This is a genomic window from Mycolicibacterium parafortuitum, assembly GCF_002086815.1.
GTDB classification, from domain to species: Bacteria; Actinomycetota; Actinomycetes; order Mycobacteriales; family Mycobacteriaceae; genus Mycobacterium; species Mycobacterium parafortuitum.
Genome location: NZ_MVID01000007.1, coordinates 199,770 through 216,907 on the forward strand (window position 1 = coordinate 199,770; position 17,138 = coordinate 216,907).

18 protein-coding genes are annotated in these 17,138 nt (G+C 68.9%); 6 read left to right on the top strand and 12 right to left on the bottom strand.

The window, feature by feature from the left end; all coding sequences use genetic code 11:
• Nucleotides 1-3: 3 nt before the first annotated feature.
• The 10 genes from BST38_RS11235 to BST38_RS11280 all read right to left on the bottom strand — a co-directional run bounded on the left by BST38_RS11235 (nucleotide 4) and on the right by BST38_RS11280 (nucleotide 9,349).
• Complete coding sequence (locus BST38_RS11235; protein ID WP_083143366.1) at nucleotides 4-1,638, bottom strand: ABC-F family ATP-binding cassette domain-containing protein; 1,635 nt, start codon at nucleotides 1,636-1,638, stop codon at nucleotides 4-6.
• A 118-nt stretch (nucleotides 1,639-1,756) separates the two neighbouring features.
• Complete coding sequence (locus tag BST38_RS11240; protein ID WP_083143367.1) at nucleotides 1,757-2,572, bottom strand: enoyl-CoA hydratase; 816 nt, start codon at nucleotides 2,570-2,572, stop codon at nucleotides 1,757-1,759.
• Between the two features lie 28 nt (nucleotides 2,573-2,600).
• Nucleotides 2,601-2,963, bottom strand: a complete 363-nt coding sequence (gene trxA / locus BST38_RS11245) for a thioredoxin (protein ID WP_083143368.1) — start codon at nucleotides 2,961-2,963, stop codon at nucleotides 2,601-2,603.
• A 76-nt stretch (nucleotides 2,964-3,039) separates the two neighbouring features.
• Nucleotides 3,040-3,387 (bottom strand): metal-sulfur cluster assembly factor, encoded by a 348-nt coding sequence (locus BST38_RS11250; RefSeq protein ID WP_083143369.1) that lies wholly within the window; start codon nucleotides 3,385-3,387, stop codon nucleotides 3,040-3,042.
• The gene (gene sufU / locus BST38_RS11255) at nucleotides 3,387-3,848 is read right to left on the bottom strand and encodes a Fe-S cluster assembly sulfur transfer protein SufU (protein ID WP_083143403.1); all 462 of its coding nucleotides are present in this window, start codon (nucleotides 3,846-3,848) and stop codon (nucleotides 3,387-3,389) included. Before sufU ends, BST38_RS11250 begins: the two co-directional genes overlap by 1 nt.
• A gap of 2 nt (nucleotides 3,849-3,850) precedes the next feature.
• Entirely contained in the window at nucleotides 3,851-5,137 is a 1,287-nt protein-coding gene (locus BST38_RS11260; RefSeq protein WP_083143370.1) for a cysteine desulfurase, read from the bottom strand.
• Nucleotide 5,138: 1 nt separating this feature from the next.
• Entirely contained in the window at nucleotides 5,139-5,909 is a 771-nt protein-coding gene (sufC, locus tag BST38_RS11265) for a Fe-S cluster assembly ATPase SufC (RefSeq protein ID WP_083143371.1), read from the bottom strand.
• A gap of 1 nt (nucleotide 5,910) precedes the next feature.
• Nucleotides 5,911-7,095: a Fe-S cluster assembly protein SufD gene (gene sufD, locus BST38_RS11270; protein WP_083143372.1), complete on the bottom strand. Its 1,185-nt coding sequence runs from the start codon at nucleotides 7,093-7,095 to the stop codon at nucleotides 5,911-5,913.
• Nucleotides 7,096-8,535, bottom strand: coding sequence for a Fe-S cluster assembly protein SufB (sufB, locus tag BST38_RS11275; RefSeq protein WP_083143373.1), 1,440 nt, complete (start codon nucleotides 8,533-8,535; stop codon nucleotides 7,096-7,098). It abuts the gene before it with no gap.
• A gap of 73 nt (nucleotides 8,536-8,608) precedes the next feature.
• Nucleotides 8,609-9,349 (bottom strand): helix-turn-helix transcriptional regulator, encoded by a 741-nt coding sequence (locus BST38_RS11280; RefSeq protein ID WP_083143374.1) that lies wholly within the window; start codon nucleotides 9,347-9,349, stop codon nucleotides 8,609-8,611.
• 111 nt (nucleotides 9,350-9,460) lie between these two features.
• On the opposite strand from BST38_RS11280, the gene mptB reads away from it, so the two are divergent.
• Genes mptB through BST38_RS11295 form a run of 3 tightly spaced genes read left to right on the top strand, consistent with a single transcriptional unit; the run spans nucleotide 9,461 to nucleotide 12,869 of the window.
• Nucleotides 9,461-11,164 (top strand): polyprenol phosphomannose-dependent alpha 1,6 mannosyltransferase MptB, encoded by a 1,704-nt coding sequence (gene mptB, locus BST38_RS11285; protein WP_083143375.1) that lies wholly within the window; start codon nucleotides 9,461-9,463, stop codon nucleotides 11,162-11,164.
• Complete coding sequence (locus tag BST38_RS11290) at nucleotides 11,161-12,099, top strand: ABC transporter ATP-binding protein (protein ID WP_083143376.1); 939 nt, start codon at nucleotides 11,161-11,163, stop codon at nucleotides 12,097-12,099. Before mptB ends, BST38_RS11290 begins: the two co-directional genes overlap by 4 nt.
• The gene (locus BST38_RS11295; protein WP_083143377.1) at nucleotides 12,096-12,869 is read left to right on the top strand and encodes an ABC transporter permease; all 774 of its coding nucleotides are present in this window, start codon (nucleotides 12,096-12,098) and stop codon (nucleotides 12,867-12,869) included. The genes BST38_RS11290 and BST38_RS11295 overlap by 4 nt, the downstream gene beginning before the upstream one ends.
• On the opposite strand, the gene BST38_RS11300 is transcribed toward BST38_RS11295, so the two are convergent.
• The gene (locus BST38_RS11300) at nucleotides 12,783-13,469 is read right to left on the bottom strand and encodes a hypothetical protein (RefSeq protein ID WP_083143378.1); all 687 of its coding nucleotides are present in this window, start codon (nucleotides 13,467-13,469) and stop codon (nucleotides 12,783-12,785) included. The two genes, BST38_RS11295 and BST38_RS11300, sit on opposite strands and share 87 nt — an antisense overlap.
• Nucleotides 13,470-13,627: 158 nt before the next feature.
• On the opposite strand from BST38_RS11300, the gene BST38_RS11305 reads away from it, so the two are divergent.
• Both BST38_RS11305 and BST38_RS11310 read left to right on the top strand, forming a co-directional pair.
• Nucleotides 13,628-14,206 (top strand): TetR/AcrR family transcriptional regulator, encoded by a 579-nt coding sequence (locus BST38_RS11305; protein WP_083143379.1) that lies wholly within the window; start codon nucleotides 13,628-13,630, stop codon nucleotides 14,204-14,206.
• Nucleotides 14,207-14,230: 24 nt separating this feature from the next.
• Nucleotides 14,231-15,187: a COX15/CtaA family protein gene (locus tag BST38_RS11310; RefSeq protein ID WP_083143380.1), complete on the top strand. Its 957-nt coding sequence runs from the start codon at nucleotides 14,231-14,233 to the stop codon at nucleotides 15,185-15,187.
• Here the strand turns inward: BST38_RS11310 and BST38_RS11315 are convergent.
• Nucleotides 15,137-16,075 (bottom strand): ATP-grasp domain-containing protein, encoded by a 939-nt coding sequence (locus tag BST38_RS11315; protein ID WP_083143381.1) that lies wholly within the window; start codon nucleotides 16,073-16,075, stop codon nucleotides 15,137-15,139. The two genes, BST38_RS11310 and BST38_RS11315, sit on opposite strands and share 51 nt — an antisense overlap.
• Before the next feature lie 37 nt (nucleotides 16,076-16,112).
• On the opposite strand from BST38_RS11315, the gene BST38_RS11320 reads away from it, so the two are divergent.
• On the top strand, nucleotides 16,113-17,087 hold the full coding sequence (locus BST38_RS11320; RefSeq protein WP_083143382.1) for a quinone oxidoreductase family protein: 975 nt from the start codon (nucleotides 16,113-16,115) through the stop codon (nucleotides 17,085-17,087).
• Nucleotides 17,088-17,138: the final 51 nt, after the last annotated feature.

Genomic DNA, 17,138 nt, shown 5'->3' on the forward strand with positions numbered 1-17,138 from the left:
AAGTCAGGCCAGTTCGATCAGGTCGCGGTAGTCGTCGGACCAGAAGTCCTCGGTGCCGTCGGGCAGCAGCAGCACCCGCTGCGGGTCGAGCGCCTCGGCCGCGCCCGGGTCGTGCGTCACCAGGACCACCGCGCCGGCATAGCTGCGCAGCGCGTCGAGCACCTGCTCACGCGAGGCCGGGTCCAGGTTGTTGGTCGGCTCGTCGAGCAGCAGCACGTTGGCTGTCGACGCGACCAGGCCGGCCAGCGCGAGTCGGGTCTTCTCACCGCCGGAGAGCGTGCCCGCCGGCTGCTCGAGCTGCGGACCGGAGAACATGAACGCGCCGAGCAGCCCGCGCAGGTCCTGCTCACCGGTGTCCGGCGCGGCGTGGCGGATGTTCTCCCACACCGTGGCCATGTTGTCGAGGGTGTCGTGCTCCTGGGCGAAATAGCCGATCTTGAGCCCGTACCCCGGTTCCAGCCCGCCCGCGTCCGGCTTCTCCACCCCGGCGAGCAGACGCAGCAGCGTGGTCTTGCCCGCGCCGTTGAGTCCGAGCACCACGACGCGAGACCCGCGGTCGATCGCCAGGTCGAGCCCGGTGAAGATCTCCAGGGACCCGTAGGTCTTGGTGAGTCCCTTGGCGATCAGCGGGGTCTTCCCGCACGGTGCGGGCGTCGGGAACTTGATCCGGGCGACCTTGTCGGCCACGCGCTCGTCGTCGAGGGAGGCCAGCATCCGCTCCGCGCGTTTGAGCATGTTCTGCGCCGCAACGGCTTTGGTGGCCTTGGCGCCCATCTTGGCGGCCTGGGTACGCAGCGCGGCGGCCTTCTTCTCGGCGTTGGCGCGTTCGCGGCGGCGACGCTGCTCGTCGGTCGCGCGGGCGTCGAGATACTTCTGCCAGCCCATGTTGTACACGTCGGCCTCGCCACGCACGGCGTCGAGGAACCACACCCGGTTCACCACGTCGGCGAGCAGGTCGACGTCGTGGCTGATCACGACCAGTCCCCCGCTGTGGTTCTGCAGGAAGGACCGCAGCCAGCCGATCGAGTCGGCGTCGAGGTGGTTGGTCGGCTCGTCGAGCAGCAGCGTCGTGTTCGACGACCCGGCCCCGGATCCGCTCCCCGCCGCGAACAGGATGCGGGCGAGCTCCACCCGGCGGCGCTGCCCGCCGGAGAGCGTGCGCAGCGGCTGGGTCAGCACCCGGTCGGGCAGCCCGAGGCTGGCGCAGATCCGGCCCGCCTCGCTTTCGGCGGCGTAGCCGCCGAGCGCGGCGAACCGCTCCTCCAACTGGCCGTAGCGGCGTACCGCCTTGTCGCGGGCCGCGTCGTCGGCGACCTCGGCCATCAGCGCCTGCTGCTTCTCCAGGTCGGCGAGCAGGGTGTCGAGGCCACGCGCCGACAGCACCCGGTCACGGGCCAGCATGTCGAGGTCGCCCTCTTTGGGATCCTGTGGCAGGTAACCGATCTCGCCGGTACGGGTGACGGTGCCCGCATACGGTTCGCCCTCCCCCGCCAGGATTCGCATGGTCGTCGTCTTGCCCGCGCCGTTGCGTCCGACCAGACCGATCCGGTCGCCGGGCTGCACGCGCAGGGCGGAGCCCTCGATCGAGAGCAGCGTGCGCGCTCCAGCGCGGACCTCGAGGTCCGTTGCGGTGATCACGCTGATGCTCCTGAAAAATGATGGGTATGGGCACGGCCGAGCCGCTGCCCAACCGGGTGGGACTACTACCAGGCTAGTTGTTGCCCCTGGTCTGAGGCCAATCGATAACCGCGGACGGCTACTTGTCGTCGGTGAAGACAGGGGCGCGCTTGTCTTTGCGGGCCGCCACCGCTTCCTCGAAGTTGCTCGTCAGCAGCCGAATGTAGAGCTGTCCGAGGCCCTCGGCCTGCATGTGCGCCTCCAGCGAACCCGCGTCCAGGCCGCTCCACAGTGTGCGCTTGGTCAACTCGGTGCCCGGCCGCGAGAACGCGGCGATACGCTCGGCGATCGAGTACGCGGTGTCCAGCAACTCGTCGTCGGGAACGCAGCGTGACACCAGGCCGATCCGTTCGGCCTCCTCGGCATCGACGTCGCGCCCGGTCAGCATGATCTCGAAGGCCCGCGACGATCCGATGGCACGCGGCAGCAGGTAGCTCAACCCGAGCTCGCTGGCCGTCAGCCCGTTGTTGATACCCGCCGCCCGGAAGTACGCCGCGCTGGACGCGACCCGGATGTCAGCGGCCAGGGCCAGGCACAGACCGCCGCCGATGGCGGCACCGTTGACCGCGGCGATCACCGGCTGGTGCATCTTGCGCAACGCCAGGATGACGTCGTCGAGCACCTCCATCGACCGCAGCCCGAAACTGGGCCGGGTCAATCCGTCGACGTGCGGCACGGACCCCGCGGACTTGTGGTCGGCGCCGGAGGAGAACCCCGCCCCGGAACCGGTCAACACCACTGCGCGGATGTCGTTGTCGTACGTCAGCTCGTCGATGACGGCCTTCAGCGGCACCATCACGTCGAACGCCATCGAGTTCATCCGCTCGGGCCGGTTCAGCGTCACGAGGGCGACGTGGGGTCGCGGGCGGTCGACGAGGACGAAACCGTTGGTCACGGATGCACGTTAGCGCGTCCGGGCCCGGTCAGGACTGACCGTCCTCCTGGGCGGCGATCGCGGCGTCGATGTCGAAGTCCTTGACCTGCTGGACGAGGTCCTCCAGCGCTGCCGGGGGCAGGGCGCCGGCCTGGTTGAACACCAGCTTGCCCTTCTTGAACGCCATCAGCGTCGGGATCGAGCGGATGTCGGCGGCCGCGGCCAGCTGCTGCTCGGCCTCGGTGTCGACCTTCACGTAGACGACGTCGGGATGCTTCTCCGACGAGGCGGCGAAGGTCGGGGCGAACGCCTTGCACGGCCCGCACCACGAGGCCCAAAAATCCACCAGGACAATGTCGTTGTCGTTGATGGTGTCGTTGAAATCTGCTGCGGTGATGTCTCGGGTAGCCACGTAGTCCTCAACGTTTCTTCTGGCTGGGATGTTCCGGTCCCTCGAGCCTAGGCCCTCGGTTCGCCGGCGACCTGAGTCAGACGGTGAAGCCGAGCGCCCGCAGCTGTTCGCGGCCGTCGTCGGTGATCTTGTCCGGGCCCCACGGCGGGTTCCACACCCAGTTGATCCTGAGCTCGTCGACCAGACCGGCGCCGACCAGCGCGGTGCGGGACTGGTCCTCGATCACGTCGGTCAGCGGGCACGCCGCCGACGTCAGCGTCATGTCGATCAGGGCGACCTGGCCCGTCTCACCCTGCTCCAGGTTGATGTCGTAGACCAGGCCGAGATCGACGACGTTGATACCGAGTTCGGGATCGACGACGTCACGCATCGCCTCTTCGACGTCGGCGAGCAGTTCGTCGCTGGGCACGTCTGTGTCGCTCATCAGTTCTCCTCGGAATTCTGCGGGCCGTGCGCCTCTGCCAGCGCGGCTTTGAAAGCTGTCCATCCCAGCAGCGCGCACTTCACGCGCGCCGGGTACTTCGACACCCCGGCGAACGCGATGCCGTCGCCGAGCACATCCTCGTCCCCGTCGATCTTGCCGCGCGAGGACACCATCTCCGAGAACGCCGCCACGGTCTTGAGCGCATCCCCGACGGTTTGGCCGATCACCTGATCGGTCAGCACCGACGTCGAGGCCTGGCTGATCGAACAGCCCTGGCCGTCGTAGGAGATGTCGGCGACCGTCTCTCCGTCCTCGGACAGCGCGACCCGAAGCGTGACCTCGTCACCGCACGTCGGGTTCACGTGGTGCACCTCGGCGGCGAACGGCTCGCGCAGCCCGCGGTGATGCGGGTGCTTGTAGTGGTCCAGGATCACTTCCTGGTAGATCTGTTCGAGCCGCACCGTCACGCCCTGCCTGATCCCCGGGTCGCTCCGCTCCTGCCCGCCGAACCGAAGAAGTCGACGGCGCGCCGGACGCCCGCGACCAGCCGGTCCACTTCGTCGACGGTGTTGTAGACCGCGAACGACGCGCGCGCGGTCGCGGCGATGCCGAACCTACGGTGCAGCGGCCACGCGCAATGGTGCCCCACCCGGACCGCGACGCCGTCGTCGTCGAGCACCTGCCCGACGTCGTGGGCGTGCACACCGTCGACGACGAACGACACCGGCGAGCCGCGGTCCTCCATCGACGCAGGGCCGACGATCCGGACGCCGGGCACCTCGGACAGGCCCGCCAGCGCGGCGGCCACCAGATCGCGCTCGTGCTCTTCCACCGTCGGCATACCGAGGGCATCCAGATACCGTGCGGCAGCACCCAACCCGACGACCTGCGAGGTCATCGGGGTGCCCGCCTCGAACCGTTGCGGGGCTGGCGCGAACGTCGTCGCCTCCATCGTGACGGTCTCGATCATCGATCCGCCCGTCAGGAACGGCGGCAACGCGTTGAGCAGTTCGCGGCGCCCGTACAGCACGCCGATACCGGTGGGGCCGAGCATCTTGTGCCCGGAGAACGCGGCGAAGTCGACGTCGAGGGAGTGGAAGTCGACAGGCTGATGCGGAACCGACTGGCATGCGTCGAGCACCACGAGGGCGCCGACCGCCCGCGCGCGCGACACCAGTTCCTCGACCGGCGCGACGGCGCCGGTCACGTTCGAATGATGGCTGAAAGCAACGACTTTCACGCGCTCGTCGAGATCGAGCGAGTCGAGGTCGATGCGCCCGTCATCGGTGACCCCGTACCAGCGCAGCGTGGCGCCGGTACGCAGCGCGAGCTCCTGCCACGGCACCAGGTTCGCGTGGTGCTCGAGCTCGGTGGTCACGATCACGTCGCCGGGGCCGATGGCGTTCTCGAACCGCTTGTCCCCCAGCGCATAAGCCACCAGGTTGATGGCCTCGGTCGCATTCTTGGTGAACACCAGCTCGTCGGAGTCGGCACCCACGAACGACGCGACGGCCTCGCGGCCCTGCTCGTAGGCGTCCGTCGACTCCTCCATCAGCTGGTGCGCACCGCGGTGCACCGCGCCGTTGGAGTGGAGCAGGAAGTCGCGCTCGGCGTCGAGCACGGCCAGCGGCTTCTGCGACGTCGCCCCGGAGTCGAGGTAGGCCAACTGCTGCCCGCCCCGCATCACACGGCTCAGGATCGGAAAATCCGCCCGAACCGCCGTGAGGTCCAACGTGCGTGCGGTCGTCACGTCACGCCCCTGCGGCGGCAGCCTGGGTGAAGCGCTCGTAGCCGTTCTCTTCGAGTTCGTCGGCCAGCTCGGGGCCGCCGGACTCGATGATGCGGCCGCCGACGAACACGTGCACGAACTGCGGCTGGATGTAGCGCAGGATGCGGGTGTAGTGCGTGATCAGCAGGACGCCGCCGTTCTCGGCCTCCTTGTAGCGGTTCACCCCTTCACTGACGACCCGCAGCGCGTCGACGTCGAGACCGGAGTCGGTCTCGTCGAGGATCGCGATCTTGGGCTTGAGCATGCCGAGCTGCAGGATCTCGTGGCGCTTCTTCTCGCCACCGGAGAAGCCCTCGTTGACGCTGCGTTCGCCGAACGACGGGTCGATGTCGAGGTCGCTCATCGCGGCCTTGACCTCTTTGACCCAGTGCCGCAGCTTCGGCGCCTCGCCACGGACGGCGGTCGCAGCCGTGCGCAGGAAGTTCGACATCGACACCCCCGGCACCTCGACGGGGTACTGCATCGCCAGAAAGAGCCCCGCGCGGGCACGTTCATCGATGCTCATCTCCAGCACGTCGGCGCCGTCGAGCGTGATCGACCCGGAGGTGACGGTGTACTTGGGATGTCCGGCGATCGCGTAGGACAGCGTGGACTTGCCGGAGCCGTTGGGGCCCATCACCGCGTGGGTCTCGCCCGACTTCACCGTCAGGTTGACACCCTTGAGGATCGGGACTTCGTCGCCTTCGGGGGTGAAGACCGACGCATGCAGGTCTTTGATTTCCAGTGTGGTCATGTCAGTTCGCACTCGCTTCGGTGATTTCTAGTTCTCGTTCGATGGCTTCGGTCAGGCGTTCGCGCACGGCGGGCACGGCGATCTTCGCGATGATCTCGTTGAAGAAGCCGCGCACCACCAGGCGACGGGCCTGATCCTCGGGGATGCCGCGGGCGCGCAGATAGAACAACTGCTCGTCGTCGAAACGCCCGGTCGCACTGGCGTGCCCGGCGCCGACGATTTCGCCGGTCTCGATCTCCAGGTTCGGCACCGAGTCGGCGCGGGCGCCGTCGGTGAGCACCAGGTTGCGGTTCACCTCGAAGGTGTCGGTGCCGGTCGCCTCGGCGCGGATCAGCACGTCGCCGACCCACACGGTGTGCGCGTCGGGCTTGCGCGATTCCGGATCGCCCTGCAGCGCACCCTTGTACAGCACGTCGGACTTGCAGTTGGGCTGCGAGTGGTCGACCAGAAGGCGCGACTCGAAGTGCTGACCGGCATCGGCGAAGTACGTGCCGAGCATCTTGGCCTCGCCGCCGGGGGCGGTGTAGCGCACCGTGGCGGTCGTGCGCACGACGTCGCCGCCGAGGGTGACGTTGACGTGACCGAGGGTCGCGTCCTTGCCCAGCTTGGCGTGGTGCGAACTGACGTGGACGGTGTCGTCGGCCCAGTCGGCGATCCAGATGACCCCGAGTCCGGCTGAGTCGCCGACGATGATCTCGACGTTGTCGGCGTACACCCCGCTGCCGCGCAGGTCGACGACCACGATGGCGCGGGACAGCTCCTCGACGCGGATCTGCAGGTGCCCGTAGGCGACCGCGTCCGCACCGGGTCCGTTGACGACGATCTCGATCGGCTCGGCGACCTCGGTGTCGCGCGCGACGGTCACGATCGTCGCCGACTCGAACGACGAGAAGGCCTGCGCGGCAACACGGTCGGACGGCACGCCGGCCTGCCCGAGCCGCTCGTCGCCACGGGCGACGGTCTCGACGGTGACGCCGGGACGTTCGGTGACGGTGACGGCCGCAGAGCCGCTCGGGGTCGCCGACCCGTCGTGCAGGCCGCGCAGCCGCTTGAGCGGCGTGAACCGCCAGATCTCGTCACGCCCGCCGGGTACCTCGAACGCATTCACGTCGAACGACGAGAACAGCTCACCCTTGTTGATGGCGGAGAGGGCCGAGCCCTCGACCGCCTCAGTCAGATTGCTCACTTAACCGACCGCACCTTCCATCTGCAGCTCGATCAGCCGGTTGAGCTCCAGCGCGTATTCCATCGGGAGTTCCTTGGCGATCGGTTCGACGAAGCCGCGCACGACCATCGCCATCGCCTCGTCCTCGGTCAGGCCGCGGCTCATCAGATAGAACATCTGGTCCTCGCTGACCTTGGACACCGTGGCCTCGTGGCCCATCGTGACGTCGTCCTCGCGGATGTCGACATACGGATACGTGTCCGAGCGGCTGACCGTGTCGACCAGCAGCGCATCGCACTTCACGGACGAGCGCGAGCCGTGGGCGCCCTTGTTGACCTGGACCAGGCCGCGATAGGACGCGCGGCCGCCGCCGCGGGCCACCGACTTCGACACGATGTTGCTCGACGTGTTGGGCGCCAGGTGCAGCATCTTGGCACCGGTGTCCTGATGCTGACCCTCGCCGGCGAACGCCACCGAGAGCACCTCACCCTTGGCGTGCTCACCGGTCATCCACACGGCCGGGTACTTCATCGTGACCTTGGAGCCGATGTTGCCGTCGACCCACTCCATCGTCGCGCCGGCCTCGGCGCGGGCACGCTTGGTGACCAGGTTGTAGACGTTGTTCGACCAGTTCTGGATGGTCGTGTAGCGGCACCGCCCGCCCGGCTTGACGATGATCTCGACGACGGCGCTGTGCAGCGAGTCGCTCTTGTAGATCGGTGCGGTACAGCCCTCGACGTAGTGCACGTAGGCGTCCTCGTCGACGATGATCAGCGTCCGCTCGAACTGGCCCATGTTCTCGGTGTTGATCCGGAAGTAGGCCTGCAGCGGGATGTCGACGTGCACACCCTTGGGGACGTAGATGAACGAGCCACCGGACCACACGGCGGTGTTCAGCGCGGAGAACTTGTTGTCGCCGGCCGGGATCACCGTGCCGAAGTACTCCTTGAACAACTCCGGGTGCTCTTTGAGCGCGGTGTCGGTGTCGAGGAAGATGACGCCCTGGGCCTCAAGGTCCTCGCGGATCGAGTGGTACACGACCTCGGACTCGTACTGCGCGGCGACACCGGAGACCAGCCGCTGCTTCTCCGCCTCCGGGATGCCCAGCTTGTCGTAGGTGTTCTTGATGTCGGCGGGCAGGTCGTCCCACGTGGCGGCCTGCTTCTCGCTGGACCGCACGAAGTACTTGATGTTGTCGAAGTGGATGCCGTCGAGGTTCGAGCCCCAGTTCGGCATCGGTTTCTTGTCGAAGGTGCGCAGCGCCTTCAAGCGGATGTCGAGCATCCACTCGGGCTCGCTCTTCTTCGCCGAGATGTCGCGGACCACGGCTTCGGACAGCCCCCGTTGCGCGCTTGCCCCTGCGACATCCGAGTCAGCCCAGCCGTAGCCGTACTTCCCCAGGGAGGCGATGGTCTCCTCCTGGGTCAGCGCCTCCGGCTTGACCTCCGGTGTGAGTGTCATTGCGACACACTCCTTTTGCTTGTGAGGTGGCTTCGGCGCGGGCTGTGCGCCGAAGGATTCGCCCGCACCGTCGCTAACGTTGCGCCGGTACGAGCGGGACGTGGGTGGTACATGCGCAGTCTCCGTTGACGATCGTCGCCAGCCGCTGCACGTGGGTTCCGAGCACCTCGGCCATCGCCTCCTGCTCGGCTTCGCACAACTCGGGAAACTGCTCGGCGACGTGCGAGACCGGACAGTGGTGCTGACAGATCTGGACGCCGGGCATCGGTCCCCGCACCCGGGTTGTCGTCGTCGCGTAGCCGGCATCGGTCAGCGCATGGGCGATGCGGTCGGCGGCAGCCTCGACCTCGTCACCGGTGGCCGGACCGTCGACCGGCCGGACATCTTCGAGGATCGCGTCGATGCGTTTGCGCGCGAAGGTCCGGATCGCGTCGTCACCGCCGATCTCGCGCAGTTGCCGCATCGCGGCCGACGCGAGATCGTCGTAGGTGTGTTCCAGTTTCGCCCGGCCCGCCGCGGTCAGCTGGTAGCGCTTGGCAGGCCTGCCGCGACCTTCCTGCTGCCAGGACGCGGCGGCGTTGGCCTGGGCTTCGCCCGCTTCGATCAACGCGTCGAGATGCCTGCGCACACCGGCTGCCGAGAGACCGAGCTGCTCGCCGATCTGGCTGGCCGTGATGGGACCGGACTCCAGGAGCAACTGCACGATCGCGTTGCGGGTACGCCCCAGGGTGTCGCCGTCGGCAGCATGCGTCGACGCCGCTGACGGCGCCTCCGAGCTCTGCGAACGGAATTTCACAACACCAGTGTGACGCAATTACCGGATCGAATCCACCAAGGGCACCCTTAGCGTCGCGTCGGGTTTCTCACACCGTAATCCGACGATCACCGGCGCCGATCGGGAATAGGCGGCGGTTACGCTGCCGGGGTGGCAGTTCGCCAACACTCCCTCAGCGAGTCGATAGCCGGCTGGCACGGCGACGAGCGCACCGTCGGCACGCCGCTGAACGACGCCGAGCTGGTCGCGATGCGCCGGACCCGGCTGTTCGGGGCGACCGGCACCGTGCTGATGGCGATCGGCGCGCTGGGCGCGGGCGCGCGTCCCGTCGTGCAGGACCCGACGTTCGGCGTCCGGCTGCTGAACCTGCCGTCACGGATCGCCACGGTGTCGCTGACGATGACAACGACCGGCGCTGTGATGATGGCGCTGGCCTGGCTGATGCTCGGCCGTTTTGCGCTGGGCAAGCGCAGGATGACCCGCAGCCAACTCGATCGCACGCTGCTGCTGTGGACGGTGCCCCTGCTGATCGCACCCCCGATGTACAGCAAGGACGTCTACTCCTATCTGGCGCAGAGCGAGATCTCCCTGCAGGGCAACGACCCGTACGAGGTGGGCCCGGCACCCGGCCTAGGCCTCGACCACGTGTTCACCCTGTCGGTGCCCAGCATGTGGCGCGAGACGCCGGCCCCGTACGGGCCGTTGTTCTTATGGATCGGACGCGGTATCTCACGGCTGACCGGGGAGAACATCGTCGAAGCGGTGCTGTTCCATCGGCTCGTCGTGCTGATCGGCGTCGGAATGATCGTGTGGGCCACCCCGCGGTTGGCCCGCAGGTGCGGTGTCGCGGAGGTCAGCGCACTGTGGCTCGGCGCAGCCAACCCGCTGCTGTTCATGCATCTGGTGGCCGGGATCCACAACGAGGCGCTGATGCTCGGCCTGATGCTGGCGGGTACCGAGTTCGCGCTGCGCGGCATCGACGCCGCCGGCCGACTGCTGCCCCGCCCGCTCGCGTGGCCGCACGGCCGCGCGCAGTGGTCCCGCTGGTATCCGCTCGCGATGCTGCTCACCGGCACCGTGCTGATCACGCTGTCGTCGCAGGTGAAGCTCCCGTCATTGCTCGCCCTCGGCTTCGTCGCGATGGCGCTGGCACACCGCTGGGGCGGCACCTTCAAGGCGTTCGTCCTCGCCAGCGGATCCCTGGGCGCGGTGGCGCTGGCGGTGATGGCGCTGATCGGGTGGGCCAGCGGCCTGGGCTTCGGTTGGCTCTTCACCCTGGGCACCGCGAACGTCGTGCGCAGCTGGATGTCCCCGCCGACGCTGCTGGCGCTGGGCACCGGCCAGGTCGGCATCCTGCTCGGGCTGGGCGATCACACCACGGCAGTGCTCGCGCTGACCCGTGCGATGGGCGTCAGCCTGATCGCGGTGATCGTGCTGTGGCTGCTGTTCGCGGTGTTGCGGGGCCGGTTGCACCCGGTGGGCGGCCTCGGCGTCGCACTCGGCGCGACCCTGCTGCTCTTCCCTGTCGTCCAGCCCTGGTACGTGCTGTGGGCGATCATCCCGCTCGCGGCGTGGGCCACGCTGCCACGGTTCCGGATCGCGGCGATAGTCGTGACCCTGGTGGTCGGCATCTTCGGCCCGACCGCCAACGGCGACCGATTCGCGTTGTTCCAGATCGCGTTGGCGACCATCGCCAGCTTCCTGATCCTGGTGCTGATGATCGCGCTGACCTACCGATACCTGCCGTGGCGGCCGCTACCGGATTCTGGGCCCGAACCTCCCCCCGAGTCGGACGGGGAGGAAACCCCGGGCCCACCGGCCACCAAGACCGACGCCTACGCTGAGTCCCCGTGAACTCCGTATCCACCGGTGCCCCGCCCGTGTCGCTGCGCGGGGTCAGCAAACGGTACGGAGCGACCACGGCGGTGGCCGAACTCGACCTGGAGGTCCGCACCGCGGAGGTGTTCGCCCTGCTGGGACCCAACGGCGCGGGCAAGACGACGACCGTGGAGATGTGCGAGGGCTTCATCAAGCCCGACGCCGGGACGGTCCGCATCCTGGGCCTCGATCCGGTCGCCGACAACGCCGAGGTGCGCGCCCGAACCGGGGTGATGCTGCAGGGCGGGGGCGCCTACCCCGCCGCCCGTGCCGGGGAGATGCTCGACCTCGTCGCCGCGTATTCCGCCGACCCGCTCGATCCGCAGTGGCTGCTCGACACCCTGGGCCTGACCGATGCGGCCCGGACGCCCTACCGGCGGCTGTCCGGCGGCCAGCAGCAACGGCTCGCGCTCGCGTGTGCGGTGGTCGGCAGGCCCGAGCTGGTCTTCCTCGACGAACCGACCGCCGGCATGGACGCGCACGCCCGGATCGTGGTGTGGGAGCTGATCGACGCGCTGCGTCGCGACGGGGTGACCGTCGTGCTCACCACCCACCAGCTCACCGAGGCCGAGGAGCTGGCCGACCGCATCCTGATCATCGATCACGGCTCTGCCGTGGCCACCGGCACGCCGGACGAGCTGATGCGCAGCGGCGCCGAGAACCAGCTGCGCTTCCGCGCCCCGAAGATGCTCGACCTGTCCCTGCTCGTCGCGGCGCTGCCGGAGGGCTACCGGGCCACGGAGTCCGGCCCCGGTGAGTATCTGGTCGAGGGACATATCGACCCCCAGGTGCTGGCCACGGTCACGGCGTGGTGCGCGCGGCTGGATGTGCTGGCCACCGACATGCGGGTCGAGCAGCGCAGCCTCGAAGACGTCTTCCTCGATCTGACCGGCCGGGAGCTCCGCAAATGACGAACCGGTTCACCCCAGGAACATTCACCCCCGATCCGCGCCCGGCGCCCGTGGGCCGCATGCTGCGGGCCCAGTTCGGCCTCGAGCTCCGGTTGCTGCTGCGCAACGGCGAGCAGCTGCTGCTGACCATGTTCATCCCGATCACCCTGCTGGTCGGGTTGACGCTGCTTCCGTTCGGCGACTTCGGCCCCAACCGGGCGGCGACGTTCGTCCCCGCGATCATGGCGCTCGCCGTGATCTCCACCGCGTTCACCGGGCAGGCCATCGCGGTCGCGTTCGACCGACGCTACGGTGCGCTCAAACGCCTCGGCGCCACCGCGCTGCCGGTGTGGGGCATCATCGCCGGCAAGTCACTGGCGGTGGTGACCGTCGTATTCCTTCAGGCGATCCTGTTCGGCGCCATCGGATTCGCGCTCGGGTGGCGTCCGGCCGCGGCCGGGCTGGTCCTCGGCGGGCTGATCATCGCGCTCGGCACGGCGGTGTTCGCCGCGCTCGGCCTGCTGCTCGGCGGCACGCTGCGCGCCGAGATCGTGCTGGCCGTCGCGAACCTTCTCTGGTTCGTCTTCGCCGGCCTCGGCGCGCTGACGCTGGAGGGCGGTCTGGTTCCGTCGGCGCTGCAGTGGGTCGCACGACTCACGCCGTCGGGAGCGCTGACCGAGGCGCTGTCGCAGGCGATGACGCCGTCAGTGGACTGGTTCGGCCTCGCGGTGCTCGCCGTCTGGGGCGCGGTGGCCGCGCTCGCGGCGCGCCGTTGGTTCCGGTTCACCTGACGGGTGCAGCGTCGGCAGCAGGTACTCCAGCTGGCCGACCTCTTCGACGTTGTGCCGGACCCACGCGCGGGCCTTCTCGTCGCAGAACCGCCGCTGCAGCATCCGGTTGATCGGCGACAGCAGCCACGACCGCACGCCGAGGTCCATCACCGTCACGTAATGCGCGCCGTCGGCCCCCGCGGACCAGGTGTGTTCCAGCTGGAAGACCGGGATGCCCGCGATCCGCAACACCAGCCGGATGCCGGTCTCGTCGAGCTTCTCGACCCTGGCGACCTCGTCGACGGTGAACTCCGGACGCGCCCCGAACGCCTCGACCATGTGGAATCGCGCACCCTCGCCGGCACCGCCGCCCGGCGCGGGGCGGGCCAGTTCCCACCGGATGTGGTCGACCGGATGCCAGGCGTGGTAGCGGTCGACGGTCTGATCGCCGTAGCGCATGGTGCCGTCCAGGTGGGTGAACCAGTGCACCAGCATCGCGGGCGTGACCCCGGCCAACGGCCGGTGGTCGATGGTGATGCGACGCCGGCCGCGCGGGCACCGGACGTAGTGCACGGCCGCGGTGTCGACGGCACGCAGTGGATACAGCACCGGAAGTGCCATGACTCCTCCTAAGATACGGTTTCGTTTCTTAATGTAGGTCGACGGGTTAAGATACGCAAGCGTTTCTTGATGGAGGCGTCGAGCGCACGGTTGTTGTCGCGGATCGCTCCGATTGCGGTCAGAAACCGTGCGCTCGGCGCGAACGACGGAGGGTTGGAATGGCGCGACGGCGCGGCGCGGAGCTGGACTCCGCGATCCAGGCGGCGGTGCTCGAGCTGCTCGCCGAGCACGGCCCGAACGCGGTGACGATGGACGCGGTGGCCGCCGCGGCCAGGACCAGCAAGCCCGTCCTGTACCGGCGCTGGCCGGACCGGCGTGCGCTGCTGCGGGACACCCTGCTCGCGGTCGCGTCGACGTCGTTTCCCCGGCCCGACACCGGATCGTTCCGCGGCGACCTGCTCGACGTGCTGCGGGCCTGGGCGCAGCTGTTCACCGGCGGCTCCGGACCGCTGATGCGCGCGGCCATCACCGCCGTGATGACCGACCCCGAACTGGAGGCGACATTCCGCGCCGACGTGCTCGGGATGCGCAAGGACGAGATGACCGCGCTGATCCGGCGCGGCATCGAGCGAGGTGAGGTGCGCGCCGACGTGCCGGTCGAGATCGTCCGCGAACTCGGGCAGAGCGTGCTGTGGCACCGGCTGCTGATCAGCGGAGACCCGATCACCGACGAGCTGGTCACCGAGCTGGTCGACGAGGTTCTGATCCCCGTCACACGCCCCTACTACGACTCGTAGTTAACGAGCCTCTACCATCGGAGCGTGCCCGTCGGACGACTTTTCCTGCGGCTCGTCGACCTGCTCCCCGAGCCGAGCCTCCGGGTGCAGCGCCTCGTCGCCGCGGCCGTGATCCTGACCCAGGGCGGTATCGCCGTCACCGGGGCCATCGTTCGTGTAACCGCCTCGGGCCTCGGCTGCCCGACGTGGCCGCAATGCTTCCCCGGCAGCTTCACCCCGGTACCCCACCCCGAGGTGGCCGGCATCCACCAGGCCGTCGAGTTCGGCAACCGGATGCTGACGTTCCTCGTCGTGCTCACCGCGGCGGCCGCCGTCATCGCGGTGACCCGCGCGCGGCGCCGCCGTGAAGTGCTGGTTTATGCCTGGCTGATGCCGGCGTCGACAGTCGCGCAGGCGATCATCGGCGGCATCACCGTGCTCACCGGACTGCTGTGGTGGACGGTGGCCATCCACCTGCTGGTGTCGATGGCGATGGTGTGGCTTGCCGTGCTGTTGTTCGTCAAGATCGGCGAACCCGACGACGGCGTGGTCACCGAGCGCGCCCCGAAACCGTTGCGGCTGTTGACCGTGCTGTCCGGGATCACGCTGGCCGCCGTGCTGGTGACCGGGACCATGGTGACCGGCGCGGGCCCGCACGCCGGCGACAAGAGCCTGGAGCGCCCGGTGCCGCGGCTGCAGGTGGAGATCACCACGCTGGTGCACATGCACTCGTCGCTGCTGGTGGCCTATCTGGCCCTGCTCGTCGGCCTGGGCTTCGGGCTGTGGGCGGTACACGCCGACCGGTACGTGATGAAGCGGCTCGTCGTGGTGGTGGTGCTGGTCGCCGCACAGGGCCTGCTCGGCGCGGTGCAGTTCTTCACCGGCGTCCCGGAAGTGCTGGTCGCATTGCACGTCGCCGGCGCGGCGGCCTGCACCGCGGCGACCGCGGCGCTATGGGCGTCGTTGCGCGAACGGGCCGAGCCCGAACCGCTCCAGCGCTGACTCCACTTCGAGCGCGAAGCGGCGCTGGCGCAGGGCCCGGTCGCCGTCGTCGAGCTGCCGCCAGCCCAGTGACGGTTCGACGAGCTCGAGTTCGAGCAGCCGTGGATCCTCTGGCCCGCCGATGATGTCGACACGGCCGTACATGAGCTCGGACACCGGCACGCCGGTCCGCGCGGCCGCCGCGGTCAGCGCCGCGTGCCCCAGCTCCCAGAGCTCGTCGTCCGGGTCGGCGGGCTGCAGCCGCTCCTCGGCGAAGGTGCCCGACTCGTCGAACTCCGGGGCCCGTCCGGGCGGAGGCAGCATCGGGCCCTTCGTGAACGCATGGGACGGCTCGCCGCCGACGAAGACCAGCGCCGTCTCGCCGTCGGCGACGCGTGCGTCGTAGGGCTGCACCATCGCGGTGCGGCCCTCCGCCAACAGCGTCTCGGCGTGTGCGCGGGCCTGCGCGGGGTCGCGGAACCGCAGCGCGCCCACCGACCCCGCCCCCACCGAGGGTTTGACCACGACCTCGCCGTCGGGGATGTGTATCCGCTCGCCCGGCGCGAAGAACGAGGTCGGCACCACCGGCACACCCGCCGCGGCCAGATCCGCCAGGTAGCGTTTGTCGGTGTTCCAGGCGACCACCTCGCGCGGATTCAGCAGATGCGCCACGTTGCGCGTCCAGCCCAGGAACTCCTCGAGCCGGTCGGTGTAATCCCACGTCGCACGCAGTATCACCAGGTCGGCGTTGCGGGTCTGCGGGTCGTCCCAGGCCAGCCAGCGCGCGTGCAGACCGCGGTCGCGCAACGCCTCGACGAGTCCGGCGTCGTCGCCGTCACCGTCGGGCAGCGCCGCGCACGCGGCCAGCACGATGCGGGGATGGAAGATGTCGGGGCGGGCGAGTTTCATCAGACGGCTGATTCTAGTGACGGGCATGATGGTCGCTATGTATGCGATCGAAGTCACCGAGGTCGGCGGTCCCGAAGTCCTGTCCCACGTCGAGAAGGACCGCCCTACCCCGGGTCCGGGCCAGGTCCTCATCCGTGCGGAAGCGATCGGCGTGAACTTCATCGACACGTACTTCCGGTCGGGGTTGTATCCGCGGGAGACGCCGTTCATCGTCGGCGCCGAGGTGTGCGGAACCATCGAGGAGGTCGGCGAGGATGTCGCGGCGCTCAACGTCGGCGACCGCGTCGTCACCACGCAGTCACTCGGCGCGTACGCCGAATACTCCCTGGCGCCTGCCGATTTCGTCGCCTACGTTCCCGACGGTGTTGCACCCGAGGTGGCCGCGTCGGCGCTGTTGAAGGGCATGACGGCGCACTATCTGATCAAGTCGACGTACCCGGTGCAGCAGGGCGACGCGCTGCTGGTGCACGCCGGCGCGGGCGGAGTCGGCCTGCTCCTGACGCAGTGGGCCACCAGCCTGGCGGCCTCGGTGATCACCACCGTCTCGAACCCGGACAAGGCCGAGCTGTCGCGGCGGGCCGGCGCGGTCGAGGTGCTCGACTATCCGGACGATCCGCAGGCCTTCGGGGCCCGGATCCGCGAGCTGACCGACGGCGACGGGGTGGCCGCCGTCTACGACGGGGTCGGCGCGTCGACCTTCGAGGCGAGCCTCGCCAGCCTGGCCGTGCGCGGCACCCTCGCGTTGTTCGGCGCGGCCAGCGGACCGGTCCCGCCGGTCGACCCGCAGCGCCTCAACAGCGCGGGCTCGGTGTTCCTGACCCGGCCCAACCTCGCCCACTACACCCGCACCCCGGATGAATTCTCCTGGCGGGCAGGCGAACTGCTGACCGCGATCGCGGACGGAACCCTCGACGTGACGGTGAGCCGGCGGTATTCGCTGCCCGACGCCGAACAGGCGCACCGCGACCTGCAAGGCCGTAAGACCGTCGGCTCGGTGGTGCTCGTCCCCTAGGAGCCTGCTGAATTAGTGGGTTTCTGGTGTGGCGTCAGGCCGATGATCATG